This window comes from Arsukibacterium ikkense (assembly GCF_000987775.1).
Taxonomy (GTDB): Bacteria; Pseudomonadota; Gammaproteobacteria; order Enterobacterales; family Alteromonadaceae; genus Alishewanella; species Alishewanella ikkense.
In genome coordinates this window covers 152,889-170,952 of the sequence record NZ_LAHO01000013.1, presented here as the reverse complement: position 1 = coordinate 170,952, position 18,064 = coordinate 152,889, and the positions used below count along the sequence as shown (strand labels likewise).

At 51.3% G+C, this 18,064-nt stretch carries 18 protein-coding genes; 10 read left to right on the top strand and 8 right to left on the bottom strand.

The genetic code is table 11. The features are described 5' to 3' along the window. Positions 1–142: 142 nt before the first annotated feature. Positions 143–2,374: an exonuclease domain-containing protein gene (locus WG68_RS13910; protein ID WP_046558300.1), complete on the bottom strand. Its 2,232-nt coding sequence runs from the start codon at positions 2,372–2,374 to the stop codon at positions 143–145. A 140-nt stretch (positions 2,375–2,514) separates the two neighbouring features. Here WG68_RS13910 and WG68_RS13905 point away from each other — a divergent pair, with 140 nt between their 5' ends. Next, on the top strand, positions 2,515–2,697 hold the full coding sequence (locus tag WG68_RS13905) for a hypothetical protein (RefSeq protein ID WP_046558299.1): 183 nt from the start codon (positions 2,515–2,517) through the stop codon (positions 2,695–2,697). Positions 2,698–2,709: 12 nt separating this feature from the next. On the opposite strand, the gene WG68_RS13900 is transcribed toward WG68_RS13905, so the two are convergent. Further along, entirely contained in the window at positions 2,710–3,531 is an 822-nt protein-coding gene (locus WG68_RS13900) for a M90 family metallopeptidase (RefSeq protein WP_046558298.1), read from the bottom strand. 140 nt (positions 3,532–3,671) lie between these two features. On the opposite strand from WG68_RS13900, the gene WG68_RS13895 reads away from it, so the two are divergent. Further along, the gene (locus WG68_RS13895; protein WP_046558297.1) at positions 3,672–4,142 is read left to right on the top strand and encodes a tellurite resistance TerB family protein; all 471 of its coding nucleotides are present in this window, start codon (positions 3,672–3,674) and stop codon (positions 4,140–4,142) included. A gap of 30 nt (positions 4,143–4,172) precedes the next feature. Here WG68_RS13895 and WG68_RS13890 read toward each other — a convergent pair whose 3' ends face one another. The 3 genes from WG68_RS13890 to WG68_RS13880 all read right to left on the bottom strand — a co-directional run bounded on the left by WG68_RS13890 (position 4,173) and on the right by WG68_RS13880 (position 6,764). Then, a complete protein-coding gene (locus tag WG68_RS13890) occupies positions 4,173–4,493 on the bottom strand; it encodes a hypothetical protein (protein ID WP_046558296.1) in 321 nt (106 codons plus the stop codon). A gap of 136 nt (positions 4,494–4,629) precedes the next feature. After that, positions 4,630–5,838: an ABC transporter permease gene (locus WG68_RS13885; protein WP_046558295.1), complete on the bottom strand. Its 1,209-nt coding sequence runs from the start codon at positions 5,836–5,838 to the stop codon at positions 4,630–4,632. Then, complete coding sequence (locus WG68_RS13880; RefSeq protein WP_046558294.1) at positions 5,835–6,764, bottom strand: ABC transporter ATP-binding protein; 930 nt, start codon at positions 6,762–6,764, stop codon at positions 5,835–5,837. The genes WG68_RS13885 and WG68_RS13880 overlap by 4 nt, the downstream gene beginning before the upstream one ends. Before the next feature lie 203 nt (positions 6,765–6,967). Between WG68_RS13880 and WG68_RS13875 the strand changes: the two genes are divergently transcribed. The 4 genes from WG68_RS13875 to WG68_RS13860 are packed head-to-tail and all read left to right on the top strand — an operon-like array spanning position 6,968 to position 11,184. Beyond that, the gene (locus tag WG68_RS13875) at positions 6,968–7,609 is read left to right on the top strand and encodes a cupredoxin domain-containing protein (RefSeq protein WP_046558293.1); all 642 of its coding nucleotides are present in this window, start codon (positions 6,968–6,970) and stop codon (positions 7,607–7,609) included. A gap of 7 nt (positions 7,610–7,616) precedes the next feature. Beyond that, a complete protein-coding gene (locus WG68_RS13870) occupies positions 7,617–9,929 on the top strand; it encodes a putative bifunctional diguanylate cyclase/phosphodiesterase (protein WP_046558292.1) in 2,313 nt (770 codons plus the stop codon). Next, complete coding sequence (locus WG68_RS13865; protein WP_046558291.1) at positions 9,926–10,756, top strand: DUF3034 family protein; 831 nt, start codon at positions 9,926–9,928, stop codon at positions 10,754–10,756. Before WG68_RS13870 ends, WG68_RS13865 begins: the two co-directional genes overlap by 4 nt. Next, a complete protein-coding gene (locus tag WG68_RS13860) occupies positions 10,750–11,184 on the top strand; it encodes a group I truncated hemoglobin (RefSeq protein WP_046558290.1) in 435 nt (144 codons plus the stop codon). The genes WG68_RS13865 and WG68_RS13860 overlap by 7 nt, the downstream gene beginning before the upstream one ends. On the opposite strand, the gene WG68_RS13855 is transcribed toward WG68_RS13860, so the two are convergent. Beyond that, on the bottom strand, positions 11,171–11,413 hold the full coding sequence (locus tag WG68_RS13855) for a DUF2798 domain-containing protein (protein ID WP_046558289.1): 243 nt from the start codon (positions 11,411–11,413) through the stop codon (positions 11,171–11,173). The genes WG68_RS13860 and WG68_RS13855 overlap by 14 nt on opposite strands. A gap of 50 nt (positions 11,414–11,463) precedes the next feature. Between WG68_RS13855 and WG68_RS13850 the strand changes: the two genes are divergently transcribed. Both WG68_RS13850 and WG68_RS13845 read left to right on the top strand, forming a co-directional pair. Beyond that, entirely contained in the window at positions 11,464–12,420 is a 957-nt protein-coding gene (locus WG68_RS13850) for a D-2-hydroxyacid dehydrogenase (protein ID WP_046558288.1), read from the top strand. Between the two features lie 27 nt (positions 12,421–12,447). Continuing rightward, positions 12,448–14,556, top strand: a complete 2,109-nt coding sequence (locus tag WG68_RS13845) for an ATP-binding protein (RefSeq protein ID WP_046558287.1) — start codon at positions 12,448–12,450, stop codon at positions 14,554–14,556. Here WG68_RS13845 and WG68_RS13840 read toward each other — a convergent pair. Further along, complete coding sequence (locus WG68_RS13840) at positions 14,509–15,372, bottom strand: RluA family pseudouridine synthase (RefSeq protein ID WP_046558286.1); 864 nt, start codon at positions 15,370–15,372, stop codon at positions 14,509–14,511. The genes WG68_RS13845 and WG68_RS13840 overlap by 48 nt on opposite strands. 85 nt (positions 15,373–15,457) lie before the next feature. On the opposite strand from WG68_RS13840, the gene WG68_RS13835 reads away from it, so the two are divergent. Beyond that, positions 15,458–16,096: a choice-of-anchor H family protein gene (locus WG68_RS13835; RefSeq protein WP_152663116.1), complete on the top strand. Its 639-nt coding sequence runs from the start codon at positions 15,458–15,460 to the stop codon at positions 16,094–16,096. Beyond that, positions 16,089–17,036, top strand: a complete 948-nt coding sequence (locus WG68_RS13830; protein ID WP_152663115.1) for a hypothetical protein — start codon at positions 16,089–16,091, stop codon at positions 17,034–17,036. Before WG68_RS13835 ends, WG68_RS13830 begins: the two co-directional genes overlap by 8 nt. Here WG68_RS13830 and WG68_RS13825 read toward each other — a convergent pair. Next, entirely contained in the window at positions 17,005–17,982 is a 978-nt protein-coding gene (locus tag WG68_RS13825; protein ID WP_152663114.1) for a cache domain-containing protein, read from the bottom strand. The genes WG68_RS13830 and WG68_RS13825 overlap by 32 nt on opposite strands. Between the last annotated feature and the right edge of the window lie 82 nt (positions 17,983–18,064).

Genomic DNA, 18,064 nt, shown 5'->3' with positions numbered 1-18,064 from the left:
TTTACCGCATTAGCGCTACCTGCAGCCATGCTTTGCCGCATTAGCCACTGCATATACAATGTGGATTAGTCGATTGTTCATATCCTCTATGCTGTGCCTGTCCATTATCCTCTTATCCTCGTTAATTTTACTTCTTCGCATTTCAAGAGCTTCGCTTAGCATTAATCATCTTCAACAACTCCACCGTTGCCGTGGCATCATCCAGCGCGCGGTGGTGGTTGGTGAGTGTAATGTCGAACTGCTCGCATAGCTTGCCCAGGCTGTAAGAGCTAAGCCCCGGGTAGTAGCGGCGCATATTGACTACTGTGCAAAGCTGCGGCATATCAAAGGGTATTTGCAGCCGGGTGAACTCACTGCGGATAAAGCCGTAATCGAACTTGGCATTATGGGCGACAAACACTGCGCCTTGTAAAAACTCGTTTAGCTTGCCGGCTATATCGGCAAAGGTGGGCGCATCGCTTAGCATGGCGCTGTTAATGCCGGTTAGCCGGGTAATAAACGACGGGATATAACGCTGCGGGTTAATCAGGCTGCTAAAGGTAGCTAGCACCTCGCCAGCTTGTACCTTTACCGCACCAATTTCAATTACCCTGTCGGTGCCTGCCTTACCGCCGGTGGTTTCAACATCCAGCACCACATAAATACGATTAGGGTCGACTATCCACTGCAGTTTTTCAATGCGGGCATTAAAGCCGGCCTGCTTCAGGGCCAGTAAGCGGGCTAACTGATGGCGCTGTATTTTATCGCCGGGCGCTTTAACTTCGATAAACTGAAGTGCCCCGTCTTTCATCAGCAGTAAATCCGGGTAACCGCTGCAGTGGCGCTTAAAATCCTGCGCCATGGCACCTAATATTGGCGAGAGCGCGCTGCTGCCATCTGCCGATTTAGGAGAAAAGGTTAATAGTGGCAATAACTGCTCAGCTAAATCGCTATGCCAGTAAAACAGGTTATTGGCTTTACCATAGTGGGCGCTAAGAGCCGCCAGTAATCGGTTGGACGCGTCAGGCGCGGATAATTGCTGCAGCTTAGTATCAATTTCAGCGGCAAATTGCTGATAAAAGCCGCCGCTGGCTAAGTTACCGGGGCGGCGTTCAAAGGGGTTATGCAGGGTGCTGTGCTCGTGCTCAAATAACTCATGCCAGAACCACAGGCCAAATAGCGCCAGCCATAGGTTATTTTCGCTATGAAATACCGTATAACCCTGCTCGCGATAAAAGGCCATTAAGCCCTGCTCGGCTTTAGCCAGGTACAGCTCGTCTACCCCGACCAGGGGCGCATCGTGCAATAACTGGGTTAGTTGCGAGCGCTGTACCACGCCACTGGGATTAAATTTGCGCCGGTAAAAATCGTCGGCAAACAACCATTCTTCATCGCAGCTGGGGTCTTGTAACAGCTGTTGCAGCAAGGCTTCTGCCGCACTGCGTTGCTGCTGTTGCACCGGCAGCCTTACCAGCCGCTCACTGGCCGGGAAGCCCTCACTTAGCTGATAGAAGCGCATGGCCAGCTCGGCTAGCTGATATTGCTCAGCCAGTTTACCCAGCTGATAACAACGCTCGCTGCGTTTTAGTTGCAGGCTATTGTCTTCGGTTTGTGGCCAGCTGCCTGCTTCATCCAGCCAGCCGCTAAGCTGTTGTTCAGAGAGCTGTGGTTGTTTTTTCAGCTGTTTGCCAAGTTCAATCAGCGCCGGCTTGGCTTTGGCCAGCTGATAGGCCAGTTTCGCCTGGCCAGGGTCGGTAAACCTTGGCTGAAACTGCTGCTTAAACTGGCCGCTTTGCCGGATCCCTAAATCGCGCAGGGTAAAGAGTGATAAGTTGGCTTCAATTCTGCCAAAGTACAGAAAATACAGGTAATTCAGCGCGTCCTGGCGCTGCAGTGCCACATAACGTTGAGGCAGTTTATCGATAAGCGCCAACCAATTGACCGGCAGCTTTAAGGCGGCGCCAAGCAATAGCGGCTTGGTCAGGCTTTTTTTAATCGCCATGTCAGCCGTAAGCGCGGCCCAGTCTGCTGCGGCAAACTCATTTTTTGCCAGTTGCACCAACTGCCACAGGGTATCTTTAGTTAGCCGCAGCCAGAAATCGGCTAAATCCTGCCGGCTAAGCGTTGCCACAAAGCCTGCTGTGGTTAGATCGGCCAGCACCGGTGCGGCCGGGCCAATCTCGGCATAATTTAGCTCAGCGTCGCTAAAAACCTGGCCTTTGCGGTTTAGCATACGCACCAGTAATTGCTGCGCCTGTTCACTAAGCGCCATAAAATCATCAATGAAAGCGCAGCTGTCCGCGCTGAGTACGCTTTGATAATGCGCGCGAACAAACTGCAACAGCTCATTAAAATGCTGCAGGTAATAACCGCTGTCGAGTTCAGGTTGCGCCATATTGCTACTGTTACCAAGCCTGGTTGGACGAAAGAATAATGGGTGTTACTGTAGCCTGTTGCCGTCGTTGTTGGCTAACACTTAGTGCCAGTGGTAAGCTGCTGCCTACGGTTAACAGCAATAACAAGGAACACCACCTTATGGGTAACTTACTGACTATTCTGGTGATATTATTTATCAGCCTGTTTGTGCTGGTCACTTTACTGGAAAAGTTTGGCAAAAAAACCGAAGAGCAGGATTTAGGCAAACTGGCCCGCTGGATTTACCCGCTGATGGCCGTGATGCTGGGCGCTTACCTGATTAAGTACTTTTTTATGTCTTAGCAATTTAGCCACCTAGCGCCAGCTTAATGGGTTTAGCCGGTAAAACTGGCTGAGTTGCTGGTACAGCGCCGGATACTGCGCCTGCAATTGCCCGGGCTGCTCAAAAAACACTTCGGAAATTACCGCAAAAAACTCTGCCGGGTTCGTGGCGCCGTAGCCATCCAGTAACCCGCTGACACCGCTGGCGGTTTGCTGCTGCAGTTGGTTAAAAGCCTGCTGCATAACTGCAGACCACTGCTGATAATCACTGGCGCGGCTTAACAGCGGCGCACCGGTGGCCTGGCCTTTTTCCTGATCCAGCTGGTGGGCAAATTCATGGATCACCACATTGCGACCATCGTCTGGCTTAGCCGCGCCTTGCAGCGCGTCCTGCCAGCTTAACACTACCTTGCCCTGACCCCACGATTCACCACTTAACACCCGCCGTTGCTCGCTGACTACCCCCGCCGCATCGGGCGTGGCGCCATGCACAATAAAGGCTGACGGGTAAATTAAAATTTGTTCAAGTTTAGGGTAGTAGTAGTCGGGCCGGTTTAGCAACAACAAGCAGGCCTGGGCAGCGATAGTGACCCGCATATCGTCAGTCACCGTAACACCGTCACAGCCAATAAACTTTTTCTCGGCAATAAACACCTGAATATGTTTTTTCAACTGCAGCTGCAAATCAGCCGGTAACGCCCGAAAATACGGCATCCGCTGTTTAATAATAGCCCGCCAGCTGGCCGGAAAAGGCTGAGCCTGTACCTGCCGGCGCCGGTAACGACGCCAGGGAGCCTGCCCCAGTACGGCGCCAATAATCAGGCTGCCGATGAGTAATACAATCAGGGTTGGCAAATTTTGGTATCCTTAGCCTGAATTTAAAAACAAGGCGTATAAAGCCAGTATGGCAACTACGCGGAACTGTTTGAATGGGGCTGCGTCTTAAGCAAATCAAGCAGCGCTGACAGCAAGCGTGAAGTAACAGTGGAGCAAGCATGTTTAATTTATTTAAAAATTTACTGGAAAAAGCCAACAGCGACTGGCAAGGCAGTGGCAAAGCGCAAAACCCATGGCGCGAGGCCGGCTTAACCGAACAACAATATCTGGCGGTAGTGCTAATGTTGCAATTAGCGCATGCTGACTTTAGCAGTGAGCAACAAGAACATGATGTGGTGCTAAGTTATTTACAACAGGAATATGGCTTAACAACCGATGCAGCAGAGCCGGTATTTAGCGCGGCGCTCAGCCAGGCCAGTGATGCCACCTGCATGCATGGTTTTACTACTAAGCTAAAAGCGCTAGCCTACGCAGACCGGCTGGCGTTACTCGATCAATTATGGAAAGTGGCCTATGCCGATGGTGAATTAGACCCCCATGAAGAAGCGATGCTCAGAAAAATCGCTGACTTGTTGTTTATCAGACACAGCGATTATATTCAAAGTAAATTAGCTATGCAGGCTGTTTAGTTGCGCAATACGCTAACGCCCAGCCACGCATTAGCGTTCGTCTTTGTGTAGCACTTCACCTTCAATCACCCGACTGTCACCGCGCTGAGCTGTCTGCTGATTTTGCGCGGCCTGGCCAGCCTGCTGCGCGGCTTCGGCAAAACGGCGCATTTTCTGCCGATAGCGATAAATCACAATCGGAATAACCAGCCAGCTTAGCAGCAACACAAAGAGTAAAATAGCAGCGGCGACTATCAGCATCAGCCCTAACACTAACCAAGCCAGCAGCCGTTGCAAAATATTGCCTCGCTTGCGCTGGGTAAATTGTTGCTGCCAGGCAGCGGCTTGCTGACGAAACGAAGAATTAAACATAACCACTCCAAAAATTCTTAACCATGATAAAGCATCTGGCCAGTGCTGTCGCCGGCCACACTGGAATTTATGCTTTGGTTGCGCCGTTAGGCCACACCAGACCAAATTGGTTCAACCCTTACTGGCAGGGTAACGTTTAATCAGCCTTATTTGACAATGCCCAGCCCACTATCTGGCCCCAGCTGGGTTCTTTGCCGTACATTTGCATGCCGCGTAAGAATATCCGGCCCGCCAGTCGCCGCAGCCAGTATAAGGTTGCCAGCAATATTAACATCGACAATGCGGGTTGCCACCAGGCCAGGTCAACCATCGCCAGCCGCACCGGCATAGCGGCAAAAGAGGTCAGTGGCAGCCAGCTGAGTATAGTCATGGCGTTACCCGTAGGGCTGTCGATTACCAGATAGGTGAATAACATCGGCAGCCAGGTGATCATCATCACTGCGCCTTTGCCGCTGGTATTAGGGTCATCAATCGAGGCAGCTATCGCCCCCATAAAACAGGCACTGAGCAGCACCCCCAACAACGCGAACGGCAACAGCCAGGCCAGCACGCCCCAGTTTAACCAGCTCAGGTTTACCCCATCATCCCGTACCACCACACTGACTACAATAAACACCAGTAGCATCACTAACGCCGAGGTCAGCATCGCTTTCATGGCGCTTAAGCTATGGCCCAGCACCTTGCCGTCCATCCACTGCTGCGGGGTAACAATGGCATAAAGCTGTTCAGTCACCCGTTGTTGCTTCTCGCCGGTAATGCTAAGCAGCACCTGGCCAAAAGCGGTACTTAAGCCAATAAATAACAGAATAAGTACAGCCAGGGCAATCATCTTCTCCGGCGTGTCTTTGCCTTTAAAACTCTGATCCAGATAGGCATATTCAAGGGCTAGCGGTTGCTCTAGCTGCGCCAGTTGCGCCGGACTCAGGTTAAGCTCTGTTGCATACTGCTGGCGGAAATGCCGGGTTAGCTCTGTCTGCAGTTGCTGCTGCCATTTCTTTGCCGCCAGGGTATGCAACACCACGGAATGTTCAGCTGCGCTGTCTTCTGCAGAGGCCGGTTCCAGGGTTAATACGCCATGCCAGGTTTGTGCATCTTTTAATTGTGCTAACTGTTCAGCCAGCGCAATAGTTGGCCGCTGAAACTGAAACTGCCCGGTATTACTGATGTTAAACTCTGCAGGTACTGCTATGCGGTATACCGAGCGACTCTCGTCGGTAAAATAGCTCCACAGCGCTACCGCAGCCATGATTGCCATCATAACAAGGTATGAAATCAGCTGCTGCTTCCATTTAAAAAACCGTAAAAACTCCCATCTGGCCACTATAATACTTTGCCTGGAAATCATGCTTGCTCCGTTAACTGATGCTGGGCCATGGCGCTTAAATACAACTGATGTAAATCGGCAGTCTGCATTTCTACCTGAGTTAACTCCAGATGCTGCAGCAATTGCTGCAAAGTGGCCGAGACGCGCTGCTCAGCGTTAAGTTTCAGTAGAAAACGGGTTGCGTGTTGCTGCTCTATGCTCAGCCCGGGTAACCATTGCTGCAATTGTCCGATGGTAACCGGCTCAGTGCAACTGATCTGAATTTGGCGCTGTGGTGCTGCCTGCTGTTTAATAGTGGCCAGCGTGCCAGCCAGAATCACCCGCCCCTGTGCCATTAACAACATATGATCGGCCAGTTTTTCGACCATCGCCATCTGATGGGCGCTTAAGATCACCGTCATGCCCTGGGCTTTCAAGGCCTTTAAAAACTCCACCACTTTTTCCTGATTAAGCGGATCCAGGCCGGAGAAAGGCTCATCCAGGATCACTAATGCCGGCCGGTGCAGCACTGCTGCAATCAACTGTACTTTTTGCTGATTACCTTTGGATAACTGCTTTAAATCCTCATGCCGACGGTCGGTCAGCTCAAAAATGTCCAGCCAGTGTGCCATTTCCTGCAATGCTTTTGGCTTGCTCAGGCCATGCAGCTGCGCCAGATACAACAGATTTTTCTCAATACTTTTGTCCGGGTACAGGCCACGATCTTCCGGCAAATACCCCAGTAAGCGCCTTGGCACATGGTCGTAATGCTCGTGCTGATAGCTCACCATAATGCTGCCACTGTCGGGCCGGGTCATGCCGACCAACATACGGATAATCGAGGATTTACCGGCCCCATTCGGGCCAAGCAGTGCAAAAATATCGCCGGAGTTAATCTGAAAACTAACATTGCGTACCGCCGAAATATTGGCGTAGTCTTTATTGATTGCAGTAACAATTAATTGCATATCCTGGCCACTGTTAACTTATTCCCCTCAAATTAACATTATTGTTGCAGCCGGGCTAACGACAAATTGTTAGTAAATATGTAAGTGGTTGTTAGTGTTTTCTCAGCGAGGTAACTATATCAGCCAGTAAAGCAGATTCTATTTGTCGCTGCGCCAACTCCTTGCTATGGTTATTTGCATATTTGGGAAAGCTTGCAGGTATTATGAAGTTAGCTTTACATTCCACTTTGCTGATCGCAGCAGTGCTGCTGACACCAGATCAGGCAAATGCTGGCAGCTTAACCATCAGCATCGTTAATCAGCAGCAGCAACCCCTGGCCGATGCAGTGGTAGAATTACGTGCTGTTGGCCAGCAGGTTGTTACCCCGCAGCGCATTAGAGTGGCGCAGCAGCAACTCACTTTTATCCCTTTCGTCAGTGCTATACCCGTGGGTAGCGAGGTGGAGTTCCCCAACCTCGATAAAACCCGCCATCATGTCTATTCTTTTTCACCTGCCAGGCAATTTGAAATTCAGCTCTATGCCGACAAGCCTGAAGCACCGATACGTTTTGATACTGTTGGCATCGTAGCGTTAGGCTGTAATATTCATGATTATATGCAGGCATATATTTATGTTGGGGAAAGTGATTTGGTTGCCGTTAGCGATACTGATGGCCAGCTGCACTGGTCCGGGCTGGCGCCCGGCCAATACCAACTATATCTGTGGCACCCGTGGCAACTTGAACCACACCCTGGGCAGCCCCTGAAGGTCAGTATGCCGGTGCAAACCGCAACACTGCGTCTGGCCATCGATTTAACCCAACAAAAACCACAAGCACCACAACGTGGTTTTGGTAGCAGGTAAACGCAGAATGTTTAAATCGCTGCGCAGTAAGTGGATTTGCTTGCTGGTTATTTTACTCAGCCTACTGATGTTGCTGACAGGTTACGCCACCTTAAGCTCAATGCGCGCCAGTTCCATGCAACAGGCAGAGGCTGCGCTGGAAGTCGCCAGCAAGGTATTTCAGCAGGCTCTGGATAGCCGTGCCGCTCAGCTTAGCAACAGTGTCAGCTTGCTGGCGGCTGACTTTGGTTTCAGGCAGGCCATTGCCACAGCAGAGCAGGCAACTATTGAATCAGTGTTGGAAAACCATGGCAGCAGGATCAATGCCCAGCTCGGGTTACTGTTAACCCCGCAAGGTGATTTGCTTGCCAGCAGTGCGCCGTTAAACAACAGTGACATTGCTCAGCTAAAGCCAGCAACCCTGGGCAGCAATACCGTGACGGACATCCTGCTACTTGATGGCAAGGCTTATCAATTGGTACTGGTACCCGTGCGGGCACCAGTGATTATTGCCTGGGTTGGCATGGGATTTTTAGTTGACGTGCCGCTGGCCGGGCAAATTAAAGGTATTACCGGGCTGGACATCAGCTTTACCCAGCAACATGCCGGAATCAATCAACAGGTAGCCAGCACGCTGCCGGCGGCGGCTCAACAGCAGTTACTGGCAAAGCTTGCCACTATCCTGCAGAGCCCGGACACCACTCATTTTGCTGCTGATTTTAGTTTTATTACCCGCGGCAAAGCACTGGACAGCGAGCAGCGACTCTGGGCTCTGCTGCATTTACCGGATGATCGCTGGCTGGCCAGTTACCAGCAACTGCGGCGGCAACTTATCGAGATTTTTGCCTTTGGCCTGGTACTGGCATTGATCGCCGCGTTTTTGTTTGCCCGTAGTATCAGTCAGCCACTTAGCCAGCTTAGTCGTTTTGCCAAAGCCATTGGTCAGGGTAAAGCAGGCGACCCGCCGGCTATTAGCCAGGATGAAATAGGCGTACTCACCAGCACTCTGATCAGCATGCAACACGATATCAGTGTGCGCGAACAACAATTACGTCAGCAAGCCGAACATGACACCCTGACAGGACTCCTTAACCGCCATGCCGTAGAGCAACGTTTACCAGCAATATTGCAGCAACAGGCTGGCACCTTACTGCAGCTGAATATTATTCAGTTTAAGCATATTAATGACACCCTTGGCCTGGCCAATGGTGATACTTTGCTGCAACTGTTGGCGCAGCGTTTAGGCCACTACCAGCCAGCAGCTGCGTTTAGTGCCCGCTTGAATGGTGATGAATTTCTGATGCTGTTTAACCAAAGCCTGACTGAACCGCAGTTAGTCGATTTATATAACAGCCTGCAACCGGCTTACAATATTCAGAATTCATTGATTAATCTGAAAATTGCTATTGGTATCTACCCGTTTGAAGCCGGCCGGGATAGTGCCAGCGAAGCATTACGCCGGGTTGATTTAGCGCAGGAGAATGCCAGTTTAGCGGGTGGCGGTATCGCGTTTTATCAGCCCGGCCAGGATGAAACCCATCAGCGCGAGCTCACCATGATTCGCGACCTGCCCTCGGCGCTGACCAGTGGCCAACTCTTTGTGGTGTATCAGCCAAAAGTGGAGTTGAACTCTGGCCAGTGTCACAGTGCCGAGGCGTTGATTCGCTGGCAGCATCCGCAACTGGGCTTTATTTCGCCGGTCGAGTTTATTGCCACAGCTGAACACTCCGGTAATATTGGCTTAATTACCCAATGGATGCTGCAAACAGTGATAAAACAACTGGCAGCCTGGCGCCAGGAGTACCCCGGCTTACGAGTGGCCGTAAACTTATCGGCAGCTGATTTACTGGATCAGGGCCTGCCTGCGCAAATTGGCCGTTTGCTGACACAACATCAGGTCCCCGCCAGCGCTTTGGCGCTTGAAGTGACCGAAAGTGCGGTAATGCAGGACACCAGCAAAGTGATCGCCAACTTAAATACCCTAAAAGCCATGGCAATAAATCTGGCGATTGATGATTTTGGCACCGGGCAGTCATCGCTGGCGTATTTAAAACAGTTACCGGTAAATGAAATTAAAATTGACCGGGCTTTTGTTAAAGACATTGAGACAAATAGCAATGATGCCTTGATTGTCAATGCCACCGTCAAACTGGCACATGGCCTGGGGTTTAAAGTAACTGCTGAAGGCCTGGAGAACCAGGCTGGTTTACGCTTTTTACAGGATGCAGGCTGCGATACGGTTCAAGGCTATTTTTTCAGTAAGCCGCTGGCAGGCAAAGAGTTCAGTCAATGGTTTACTGATTTTGCCAGCCGGGCCCAGCCAGTAGAGGAATTAGAATGAAAGTATGGTTATACAGCATCGTCCTGCTTTGCCTGCCGGGCGCAGCCAGTGCTGGCAGTAAAATTATTGCCACCGGCGGCGTAACCAGTATTGAAGGCAATGCTGGCGGCGGCATCGTTCCCTGGGCGATAATCAACGGATATGCCAGCAGTGATGAATGGTCGTTCACCACCTTTGCCAGCCGGGTTGGCGTAAATGATTTCAGCCTGCACAGTGGCGGCGTGGCGTTAAGCCTGGATAATAGCTGGGAGTTTTCTTACGCCCGCCAGCGATTTGCGCTGGAATCAATTGGCGGCAGCTTATCACAGGATATTTTTTCAGTGAAATACCATCTGGCCGGTGAGCTATTGTATACCGCCCTGCCACAAATCAGTATTGGGGTGCAGCACAAACGTAACCTGGATTTTGACCTGCCACAAGCAGTGGGTGCACAAAGTGCTCATGGCACTGACGTTTATCTTGCAGCCAGTAAGTTACTTTTTAATCAGATAGCCGGACGTAATCTGTTGTTAAATGGCACACTGCGGGCCACCAAGGCTAATCAGACTGGTTTGCTGGGCTTTGGCAGTGCCGGCGACAATAACTATCAGCTACTGTTTGAGGGCTCTGCTGCGGTATTGCTTAACTACAATCTGGCTATCGGGGTTGAATTCAAGCAAAAACCCGACAAGCTGGCCTTTGCTGCGGAGCAGCATTGGCGGGATATCTTTATTGCCTGGTTTATTAATAAAAACCTTAGTTTAACCGGAGCCTACGTTGACCTTGGCCATATCGCCGGCCAGGGGTCACAAACCGGCTACTACCTGGGGTTGGAGGCAACATGGTAAAACACCGTTGGTTTAACAGTATGTTGCTTAGCGCTTGTCTGGTGCTGCTGCCAGGTTGCAGTAACACCGCACAGCCCAGTTTATATCAGCGCTTAGGGGCTGAACCTGGCATTGCCACTTTGGTCGACGGCCTGCTGTTTGAAATTGAACATGATCAGCGAATTGTCCATCACTTTGCCGATACGGATATTGGCCGCTTTCGGGCCATGTTAGCCGAGCAGCTGTGTGATTTGACGGGGGGCCCCTGTCAATACAGCGGCAGCACCATGCAGCAAAGCCATACGGGTTTTAATATTAGTCTGGCTGACTATGATGCCCTGGTTGCCGGGTTAATAAACGTTATGCAGCGCCAGCAAATCAGCATTGCCGATCAAAACGCGCTACTGGCATTATTAGCCCCCATGTATAAAGACATCAGCTACCGCTGATGTCGCGAGCGTTGATCAGCCTGACAGTAATACGGCGGCTTAACGGTGCAAACACAAACACCAGCGGAAACGCACAGGCGTGGGCATACAGATAGGCCCGTAACCAGCCAGCAATAAAGCCATCAAACCAGCCCAGATTAATAAATGTCAGAATGCCTGACATTAAAAACGCCATAAAACCTGACATAATAAAAGCAAAAATTACCGCTTGAAACTTTGCTGGGAACATACTGCCTCCAAAGAACGGGGCTTATTTTAACGAATTATGCCGAGGATTGCATGACACAAATTGTCTTTCTGGATAGCGGTTCAATGGGCGATACCGATTTAACTGCCTTGCAGTTGCCCGGCTGCCAGTTACAGTGCTTTGCCAGCACGCCAGCGGCGTCTGTACTGCCAAGGTTGCAGCGGGCCAGCATCGCAATTGTCAACAAGGTGGTGCTGGATGCCGCAACCCTGCAAGCGCTGCCCGGACTTAAATTAATTTGTGTTGCAGCCACCGGTGTTAATAACATTGACCTGCATGCTGCAAAAGCATTGGGGATAGCGGTGTGTAATGTCAGGGGCTATGCCGATACCACTGTGCCGCAGCATGCCATGGCACTGCTGCTGGGGCTGGCGAATCAAATCAGTAACTATCAGCAGACCCTGGCCAGCGGGGCCTGGAGCCAAAGCGAACATTTTTGCCTGCACAGCCACCGTTTAACCGAGTTGGCAGGTAAATATTTTGTGGTAGTAGGTTACGGTGCCCTGGGACAGGCGACTGCCCGGCTGGCGCAAGCCTTTGGCATGCAGCTACTAATCAGTGAACATGCCGACGCCCGCCGCTGTCGTCCTGGCCGGGTTAGCTTTGAACAAGCGTTACACCAGGCCGATGTGCTGTCGTTGCACTGTCCGCTCACCCCCGCTACCGAACATTTATTAAATAGCGAACGTCTGGCGCTGTTACCCGCGGGTGCCATTATTATCAATACTGCCCGTGGCGGTTTAATCGCTGAAAACGCACTATTGGCGGAGTTAAAAACAGGCCGCCTGGCCGCAGGGCTTGACGTACTGAGTAGCGAACCACCGCCGGCCAATCATATTTTGTTACAACAGCCACTGCCCAACTTACTGATCACCCCACACATTGGCTGGGCCAGCCCGGCAGCAAGAACCAGAATGACCTTGCAACTGGTTGAGAATATTCAGGCATTTCTGGCCGGTAAACCGCAACGACAGCTATGGTCTGCTTAACACTTTCAGGCTAAACTGACAGAAAAAATGAGTAATCACCAAACTATGCGAATTTGCAGCGCCTTGTTTCTTTCTGTTTTGCTGCTTGGCTGCCTGTTGGTCAGCCCCGAAGCTCAGTCAACCGAGCTGCAGGAGCGCTTACGGCTTGCCGCAGAAAATTACGAACAGGTCATTACCGAGCAATTGGCCAGCCCCGGGCAGCGCAGCTATCCTGACTGGCTGGTATTGGCGCAGGCGTACCTGAGTGCTAACAATAAAGATGCGGCACTGGCAGCGCTGCAACAAGCCGGCACACATGCCAGCAGTAACCTGCAACAAGCTCAGGTAGCACTGCTAACGGCAAAGGTTTACGGTATTTTATTTCGCGATACCCGCCATGCCATCAGCTATCTGCAACAAGCCGAGCAACTGCTCGGTAGCAGTGACAATTTTGCCGCCCGCCAGTTGTACAGCGAAATACTGACTAACTTTGCTCAGGCCCACAACCAGTTAGGCGATCTGACTCAGGCCCGGCATTTTGCCAGCCAAAGCCTGACGCTGGCGCTTGAGCTGGAAGACCCGGTGAAAGAGCTGGCCGCACGGATTATGCTGGGCCGGCTGGCGCTGCAAAACAATCACTTTCAACATGCGTATAATCAGCTGCAACAAGCCTTGGTGCTGGCGGACAAACTCGGTGATACCGAAGCCAGAGCGTCGATTCATTTTCGATTGGGAATGGCTTTTCGTAAAATTGATGAACACACATTAGCACTGGATCATATGCAACACGCTGCCGCGCTTTATCAGCGTTTGAAAAACTTATCCAGCTACAGCTATGTGCTGGTGTATATTGCTGAAACGTATCTGGAAGATCCTGAAGGTATTAACCAGGCTGAGCAGCATTTGCTGGATGCGCTGGCAATTAGCCAACAAATCGATGATGTAATGCGTACCGCTATTATTAAACAAAGCCTGGGCCGGGCCAGCCGCTTGCGCGGAGATAGCAGCCAGGCCGCCCACTATTACTCTGAAGCGTTGCAGCAATTCCGCCAGATTGGTGCCCAGACTTATGTGCAGGAAAGTGCCCTGGCACTGGCAGAGCTGTCAATGTTACAACAACAATTTCAACAAAGCCGACAAATCATCGCTGAACTGAGCCCAGGTATGGACAAGGCAGCCAATTATCTGCAGGCCCGTTATTTCAGCCTTAGTGCGCAGTTAGCTGAGCAAAAACAAGACTGGCAGCAAGCCTATCAGTTAAACCAGAATGCCAGTAAATTACAGTTTGCCGAACTTACCGCCACTACCACGGAAAAGCTTAAAGTACTAAAAGGTAACCTGAGCCTGAGTAATACCCAACATGATAATCATGCACAGCTGTTAGCCCGGCAAACAGCATTGTCAGAACAACTCAGATACTGGCAGCTGGCAGCTGGCCTATTTATGTTGCTGGCCGCCGTTGCTGCGGGCCTGATAATATGGCAACGTCGGCGGCATCGTCAGTTGGAGTCGGTGCGGATGGCTTTTTTGCTATCCCGCAGCTGGAGCCGTTTTTGCGAGCGGCTGCAACAGGATAACCGTCATAAACAGCCTCTGCAGTTGATCGCCATAGCGCTGACCGATAGCCTGAAATTAAAGCTTAATCAGGGCGAAGAAACCTTGCGACAGCCGGTTCAGGCATTAATGCAAAAACTGACCATGCCTGAACTCAGTGCCTGCTGTATCAACAGCGATGTGTTGTGGCTGGGCTTTCGTACCAGCAGTGAACAGGCAACCCATTATAGCCAGCAACTTGCCGCAGATATCAGGCAAGCTTTAGCCCCGCTGCAAGCCGACAGCCAGTTAATCAGTTTACAACTGGATGTTGGCCAGCTATTAGGTGCACGCTGGCAGGCGCATGATTTGACAGCACTGCGTGAAGCGCTGTGGCTAAGCTGGAAACTGGCCAGCCTGGCTGACGATAGCTTGCATTACTGGCAGTTACACCTGCGAAGCGAGCAACCACGCCCCTGTGAGTGGCATAGCAGTAACATCCGGTTGGATATGATTAATGCCATGCAGCTGGGTGTGCTGGTGCTAACCTTAAACCAGCAAACCCTGCCTGCAGACTTAAGTGTGCAGCTGGTGGCTGATTTCGGCGAAACCCGCCAGCCGTAATGAGGCGTCCAGCGCAATGGCACGCGCATGCTGCTGTATTGGACACTGAAAGGCCATAGCGCAGGCCTGCAACGCCAGCCCGCTTTGATTCTTGTTTGCCTCGCCGTATCGGGGGTCTCCCATTACCGGATGGCCAATAGCAGCAAAATGACGGCGTATTTGATGCTTACGGCCGCTGACTAACTCGATTTCAAGCCAACTGCTGGCTGAAGAGGGATCAAAGGCCAATAACTTAAAACGGGTTAAACAGGCTTTACCATCCAGCGGCAAAGCAATCTCACCCAGCGCCAACGTGTTCTCCGCCAGCTGACCTTTAACCTGCACCAGGTAGCTTTTGCTCAGTTGCCGGGCTGCCATCAGCTGGCTAAACGCCGCTGCCGCTGCCTTGGTATGAGCAATCAGTACCAGGCCACTGGCTTCGCGATCCAGCCGATGCACCAGAAAAACCGGCCGGTTACTACCAAAATGCTGTTCTGCAACACGCAGTAAACTCAGATGATCGCCCCATTCGTTACCTTGCGACAGCATAGCTGCGGGTTTAAACCAGATACTATAAGCACGATAATCTGCAACCAATGCCGCTGGCGGGCAGCTGCGGCTGAGAATATCAGCATCATAATGCAGCTGTAACACCTGGCCAACTTTCAGCTCCTGCTGCGCCCGGCGCAGCCGCTTGACCGGCTTGGTTAATAGCTGCACGGCGCCTTTGTTCATCGCATCTTTCAGGCGGCCTTTGGCCAGTTCCGGCACGGCAGCGGCCAGCACGGCAATGGCCTGCCCCGCGGTTTGCACCTCAACCCTGCGTGACAACTTCATACCTTTACGCTTCCTTTACTTATAAGTTCAGCTGAAATTCAGCGCTTTAGCCTGTAATAGTATCAAATAACGAGGAGATCTGCTTATGAAACCCCTACTGCCGTTCATCACCCTTTTACTGTTGATAGTCCCAATGAGCAGCTGGGCCAACAGCGTCAGTACTGAGCTGCGAAGTCAGCAACAAACTAGCATGCAAACGGCTAAAGTGCGCAGCGCTGCCGTCAACCAAAGCTTTCAATCTGATGTCTGGTTTCATAGCATTGATATCAGCCTGGCCCGGGACGACAACAGCAATGGTTATTTCCATCAGCTGTATGTCGAGTTTGATGCTGACACTGACCGGGCCTATCGCCAGGTTTTTGCAGAGTTCAGTCTGACGCCTGATTTCGGCCGCGAGCATGTTTATTATACCAGCTCGGTATTTGAACTGTTCCGGCAAAGCAGCAATGACTGGCTGGCGGTTGAAACCGATTTACAGCATCGCTATCCGGCAAATTTTTATCTGCTGACCATTCGGATTTTTGATGCTAACAGCGGCTATTTACTGGCTGAAGCATCAGGCTATGATCTAAGCGCACTGGATGCGCTGCCCTTAGAAGACTATCAACGTGATCAGGTACCAACGTACAGCCGCGTTGAAGTATCGGCCGGCGGCACTGGTATCGCCATGCTGCTGGGGTTATGCTGGTTGTTGATAAGACGACAGGAGCAAGTGATTGGCTAAATGCTATATGTTGCTACTGCTGTTACCTCTGGCCCTGCAAGCCCGGCCTCTGAGTGTACAGCAGCAAAATGCCGGTGATCAGCGCCAGTACAGCTATCACTTTATGGCGCTGGAACGCGAGGTCAAACTGCAATTCTCGTTTAGCCACAGCAGTATTCGGCGCAACAGTAACCTGGTGCAAGTCTATGTACCCGAGGTGATGGCGCAACAGGTTTGGGCCGAATTGCAGCAACAAGCGCGCGCGGCTGGCCCTTATCGTTTAACGCCGGGTCCTGGTCGCGACCTGACCAATTTCCAGCTGGTCAGCGCACAACGGCCCAGCCAGCAAATGCCTAACCAGGCCAATACAGCACAACAACAATTGCGACAACAGCTACTGGCTTTTCGCACTGAGTATCAGCAGCACCAATTGAAAGCCGCCGGTTACCAGTTGTTACAGTTGCCGGATAACCGTCAACAAATCACCGTCGATCATGTCAGCATCGTCGAACAAAGCCTGACAGATATTAGGCCATTAACAGCGGCGCTGCATAGCGAACTGCTGGCGGGCAATCAGCGCCAGTTTGTGCAATTTTTGCTGACCTGGCTGCAACAAATTCCGCCGCATCCCACAGCACAACGCGAATATGGCCGCTACTTTAAGCCACCACTCACCTTGCTGGCTGAACATTATGGCGACAGTGCCAGCAATGTCGTGCTGCTGGCAACGTTGCTGCGCAGCAGCTTACCTCATATTAAGCAGGCAATACTGTATCTGCCAGAGCACACGTTACTAGCGCTGGCCATCGCCGCCGGCCCTGATGAATTAACGGTTAACCTGGAAGGCACCACATATCTGGTACTGGACCCGTCTGACCCACGACAGCCTGGCCTTGGCGCCGTTGCAACACCGCTGCAGCTGTACATTTTTAATCAGTTTTTTGCTTATCGTCTGTTTTAAGTTGGCTGATGCGGTCAAACAGGCCCTGCCAACCATCAGGGATCCGGCTGACGCCGGGCTGGCCTGTCGCCAGCCGATCAACATGCACCGATAAACGTTGCAGTGGCCCAACAATTTTTCGTTTATAGCGTCTGGCTATCTGCCAGGCCAGCACTAGCATCACGCTGGCATAACTGAGCCAATACAGGAAAAATTTACCCATACCGATGCTGGCTGCCCCACCGTTTTTATCAATGATGGCCAGTGACCAGGGCAAACCGGTTAAGCGTTGTATTTGCAGCTGATATTGGTTCAGCATATCTGCGTCAATCAAACGGGAGCTGGCAATGATTTCGCCGGCCTGATCCAGTAGTAAGAAATGACGCTCTGGATTGTTTTTTGCCAGATTAGTTAACAAAGGCGCTAACTCCAACGCCAGCACAAACCGGCCCACTCTGCGCTCGTTGATAAATAAAGGCACACTCATTGCCGCCTGTTCTTGCATAAAATCCCGGTAGAATACCGGATTGCGATCAAAACTACTTTCTTTACGGCCATAACGCTGCAACCACACCTGCAGTTGCTCCACAATATAATCCGACCATCTTGGTTTGCCGTTGTAGGCAAAGCCCTGCTCAGACACATAATACAGGTGCTTAACCAGACTAAGGCTGGCGGGCGCAATATCAAAATAGGGCTGTAACCTGGCCAGCATTTGCAGCTCGTATGCCAGAGGGTCATTACTGAGCGTCAGTTGATGCACCATCAGGTCGCTGGTGGTCAGCGACAATAAGGGAAGCTCATAAGTATTATTACTGTCTTCCACACTGGCTTGTTGTGCCCGTTGTTTTATGGTCTCAGCAAATTGCAGAGCAGGTAACACCTGAGCATCGATTTGCTGAGCAAACATGGCCAGCTGTTGCTGGTTATGTTTCATACCAGAGTTAACTTGTAATAAAAACAGCATAAGTGCGGCACTAAAACTGAGCAGGAGTATTAGCAGCGATACAAACTGGACTGATCGGGTATAAATGATGTAAGCCGGACTG

Excerpts from the sequence above, each read along its gene's own strand:
- WG68_RS13875 (WP_046558293.1), top strand. The coding sequence starts at position 6,968 with ATGAAGTTAGCTTTACATTCCACTTTGCTGATCGCAGCAGTGCTGCTG.
- WG68_RS13835 (WP_152663116.1), top strand. The coding sequence starts at position 15,458 with ATGAAACCCCTACTGCCGTTCATCACCCTTTTACTGTTGATAGTCCCA.
- WG68_RS13865 (WP_046558291.1), top strand. The coding sequence starts at position 9,926 with ATGAAAGTATGGTTATACAGCATCGTCCTGCTTTGCCTGCCGGGCGCA.
- WG68_RS13885 (WP_046558295.1), bottom strand. The coding sequence starts at position 5,838 with ATGATTTCCAGGCAAAGTATTATAGTGGCCAGATGGGAGTTTTTACGG.
- WG68_RS13880 (WP_046558294.1), bottom strand. The coding sequence starts at position 6,764 with ATGCAATTAATTGTTACTGCAATCAATAAAGACTACGCCAATATTTCG.
- WG68_RS13905 (WP_046558299.1), top strand. The coding sequence starts at position 2,515 with ATGGGTAACTTACTGACTATTCTGGTGATATTATTTATCAGCCTGTTT.
- WG68_RS13825 (WP_152663114.1), bottom strand. The coding sequence starts at position 17,982 with ATGCTGTTTTTATTACAAGTTAACTCTGGTATGAAACATAACCAGCAA.
- WG68_RS13850 (WP_046558288.1), top strand. The coding sequence starts at position 11,464 with ATGACACAAATTGTCTTTCTGGATAGCGGTTCAATGGGCGATACCGAT.
- WG68_RS13855 (WP_046558289.1), bottom strand. The coding sequence starts at position 11,413 with ATGTTCCCAGCAAAGTTTCAAGCGGTAATTTTTGCTTTTATTATGTCA.
- WG68_RS13845 (WP_046558287.1), top strand. The coding sequence starts at position 12,448 with ATGAGTAATCACCAAACTATGCGAATTTGCAGCGCCTTGTTTCTTTCT.
- WG68_RS13910 (WP_046558300.1), bottom strand. The coding sequence starts at position 2,374 with ATGGCGCAACCTGAACTCGACAGCGGTTATTACCTGCAGCATTTTAAT.
- WG68_RS13840 (WP_046558286.1), bottom strand. The coding sequence starts at position 15,372 with ATGAAGTTGTCACGCAGGGTTGAGGTGCAAACCGCGGGGCAGGCCATT.
- WG68_RS13890 (WP_046558296.1), bottom strand. The coding sequence starts at position 4,493 with ATGTTTAATTCTTCGTTTCGTCAGCAAGCCGCTGCCTGGCAGCAACAA.
- WG68_RS13870 (WP_046558292.1), top strand. The coding sequence starts at position 7,617 with ATGTTTAAATCGCTGCGCAGTAAGTGGATTTGCTTGCTGGTTATTTTA.
- WG68_RS13895 (WP_046558297.1), top strand. The coding sequence starts at position 3,672 with ATGTTTAATTTATTTAAAAATTTACTGGAAAAAGCCAACAGCGACTGG.
- WG68_RS13860 (WP_046558290.1), top strand. The coding sequence starts at position 10,750 with ATGGTAAAACACCGTTGGTTTAACAGTATGTTGCTTAGCGCTTGTCTG.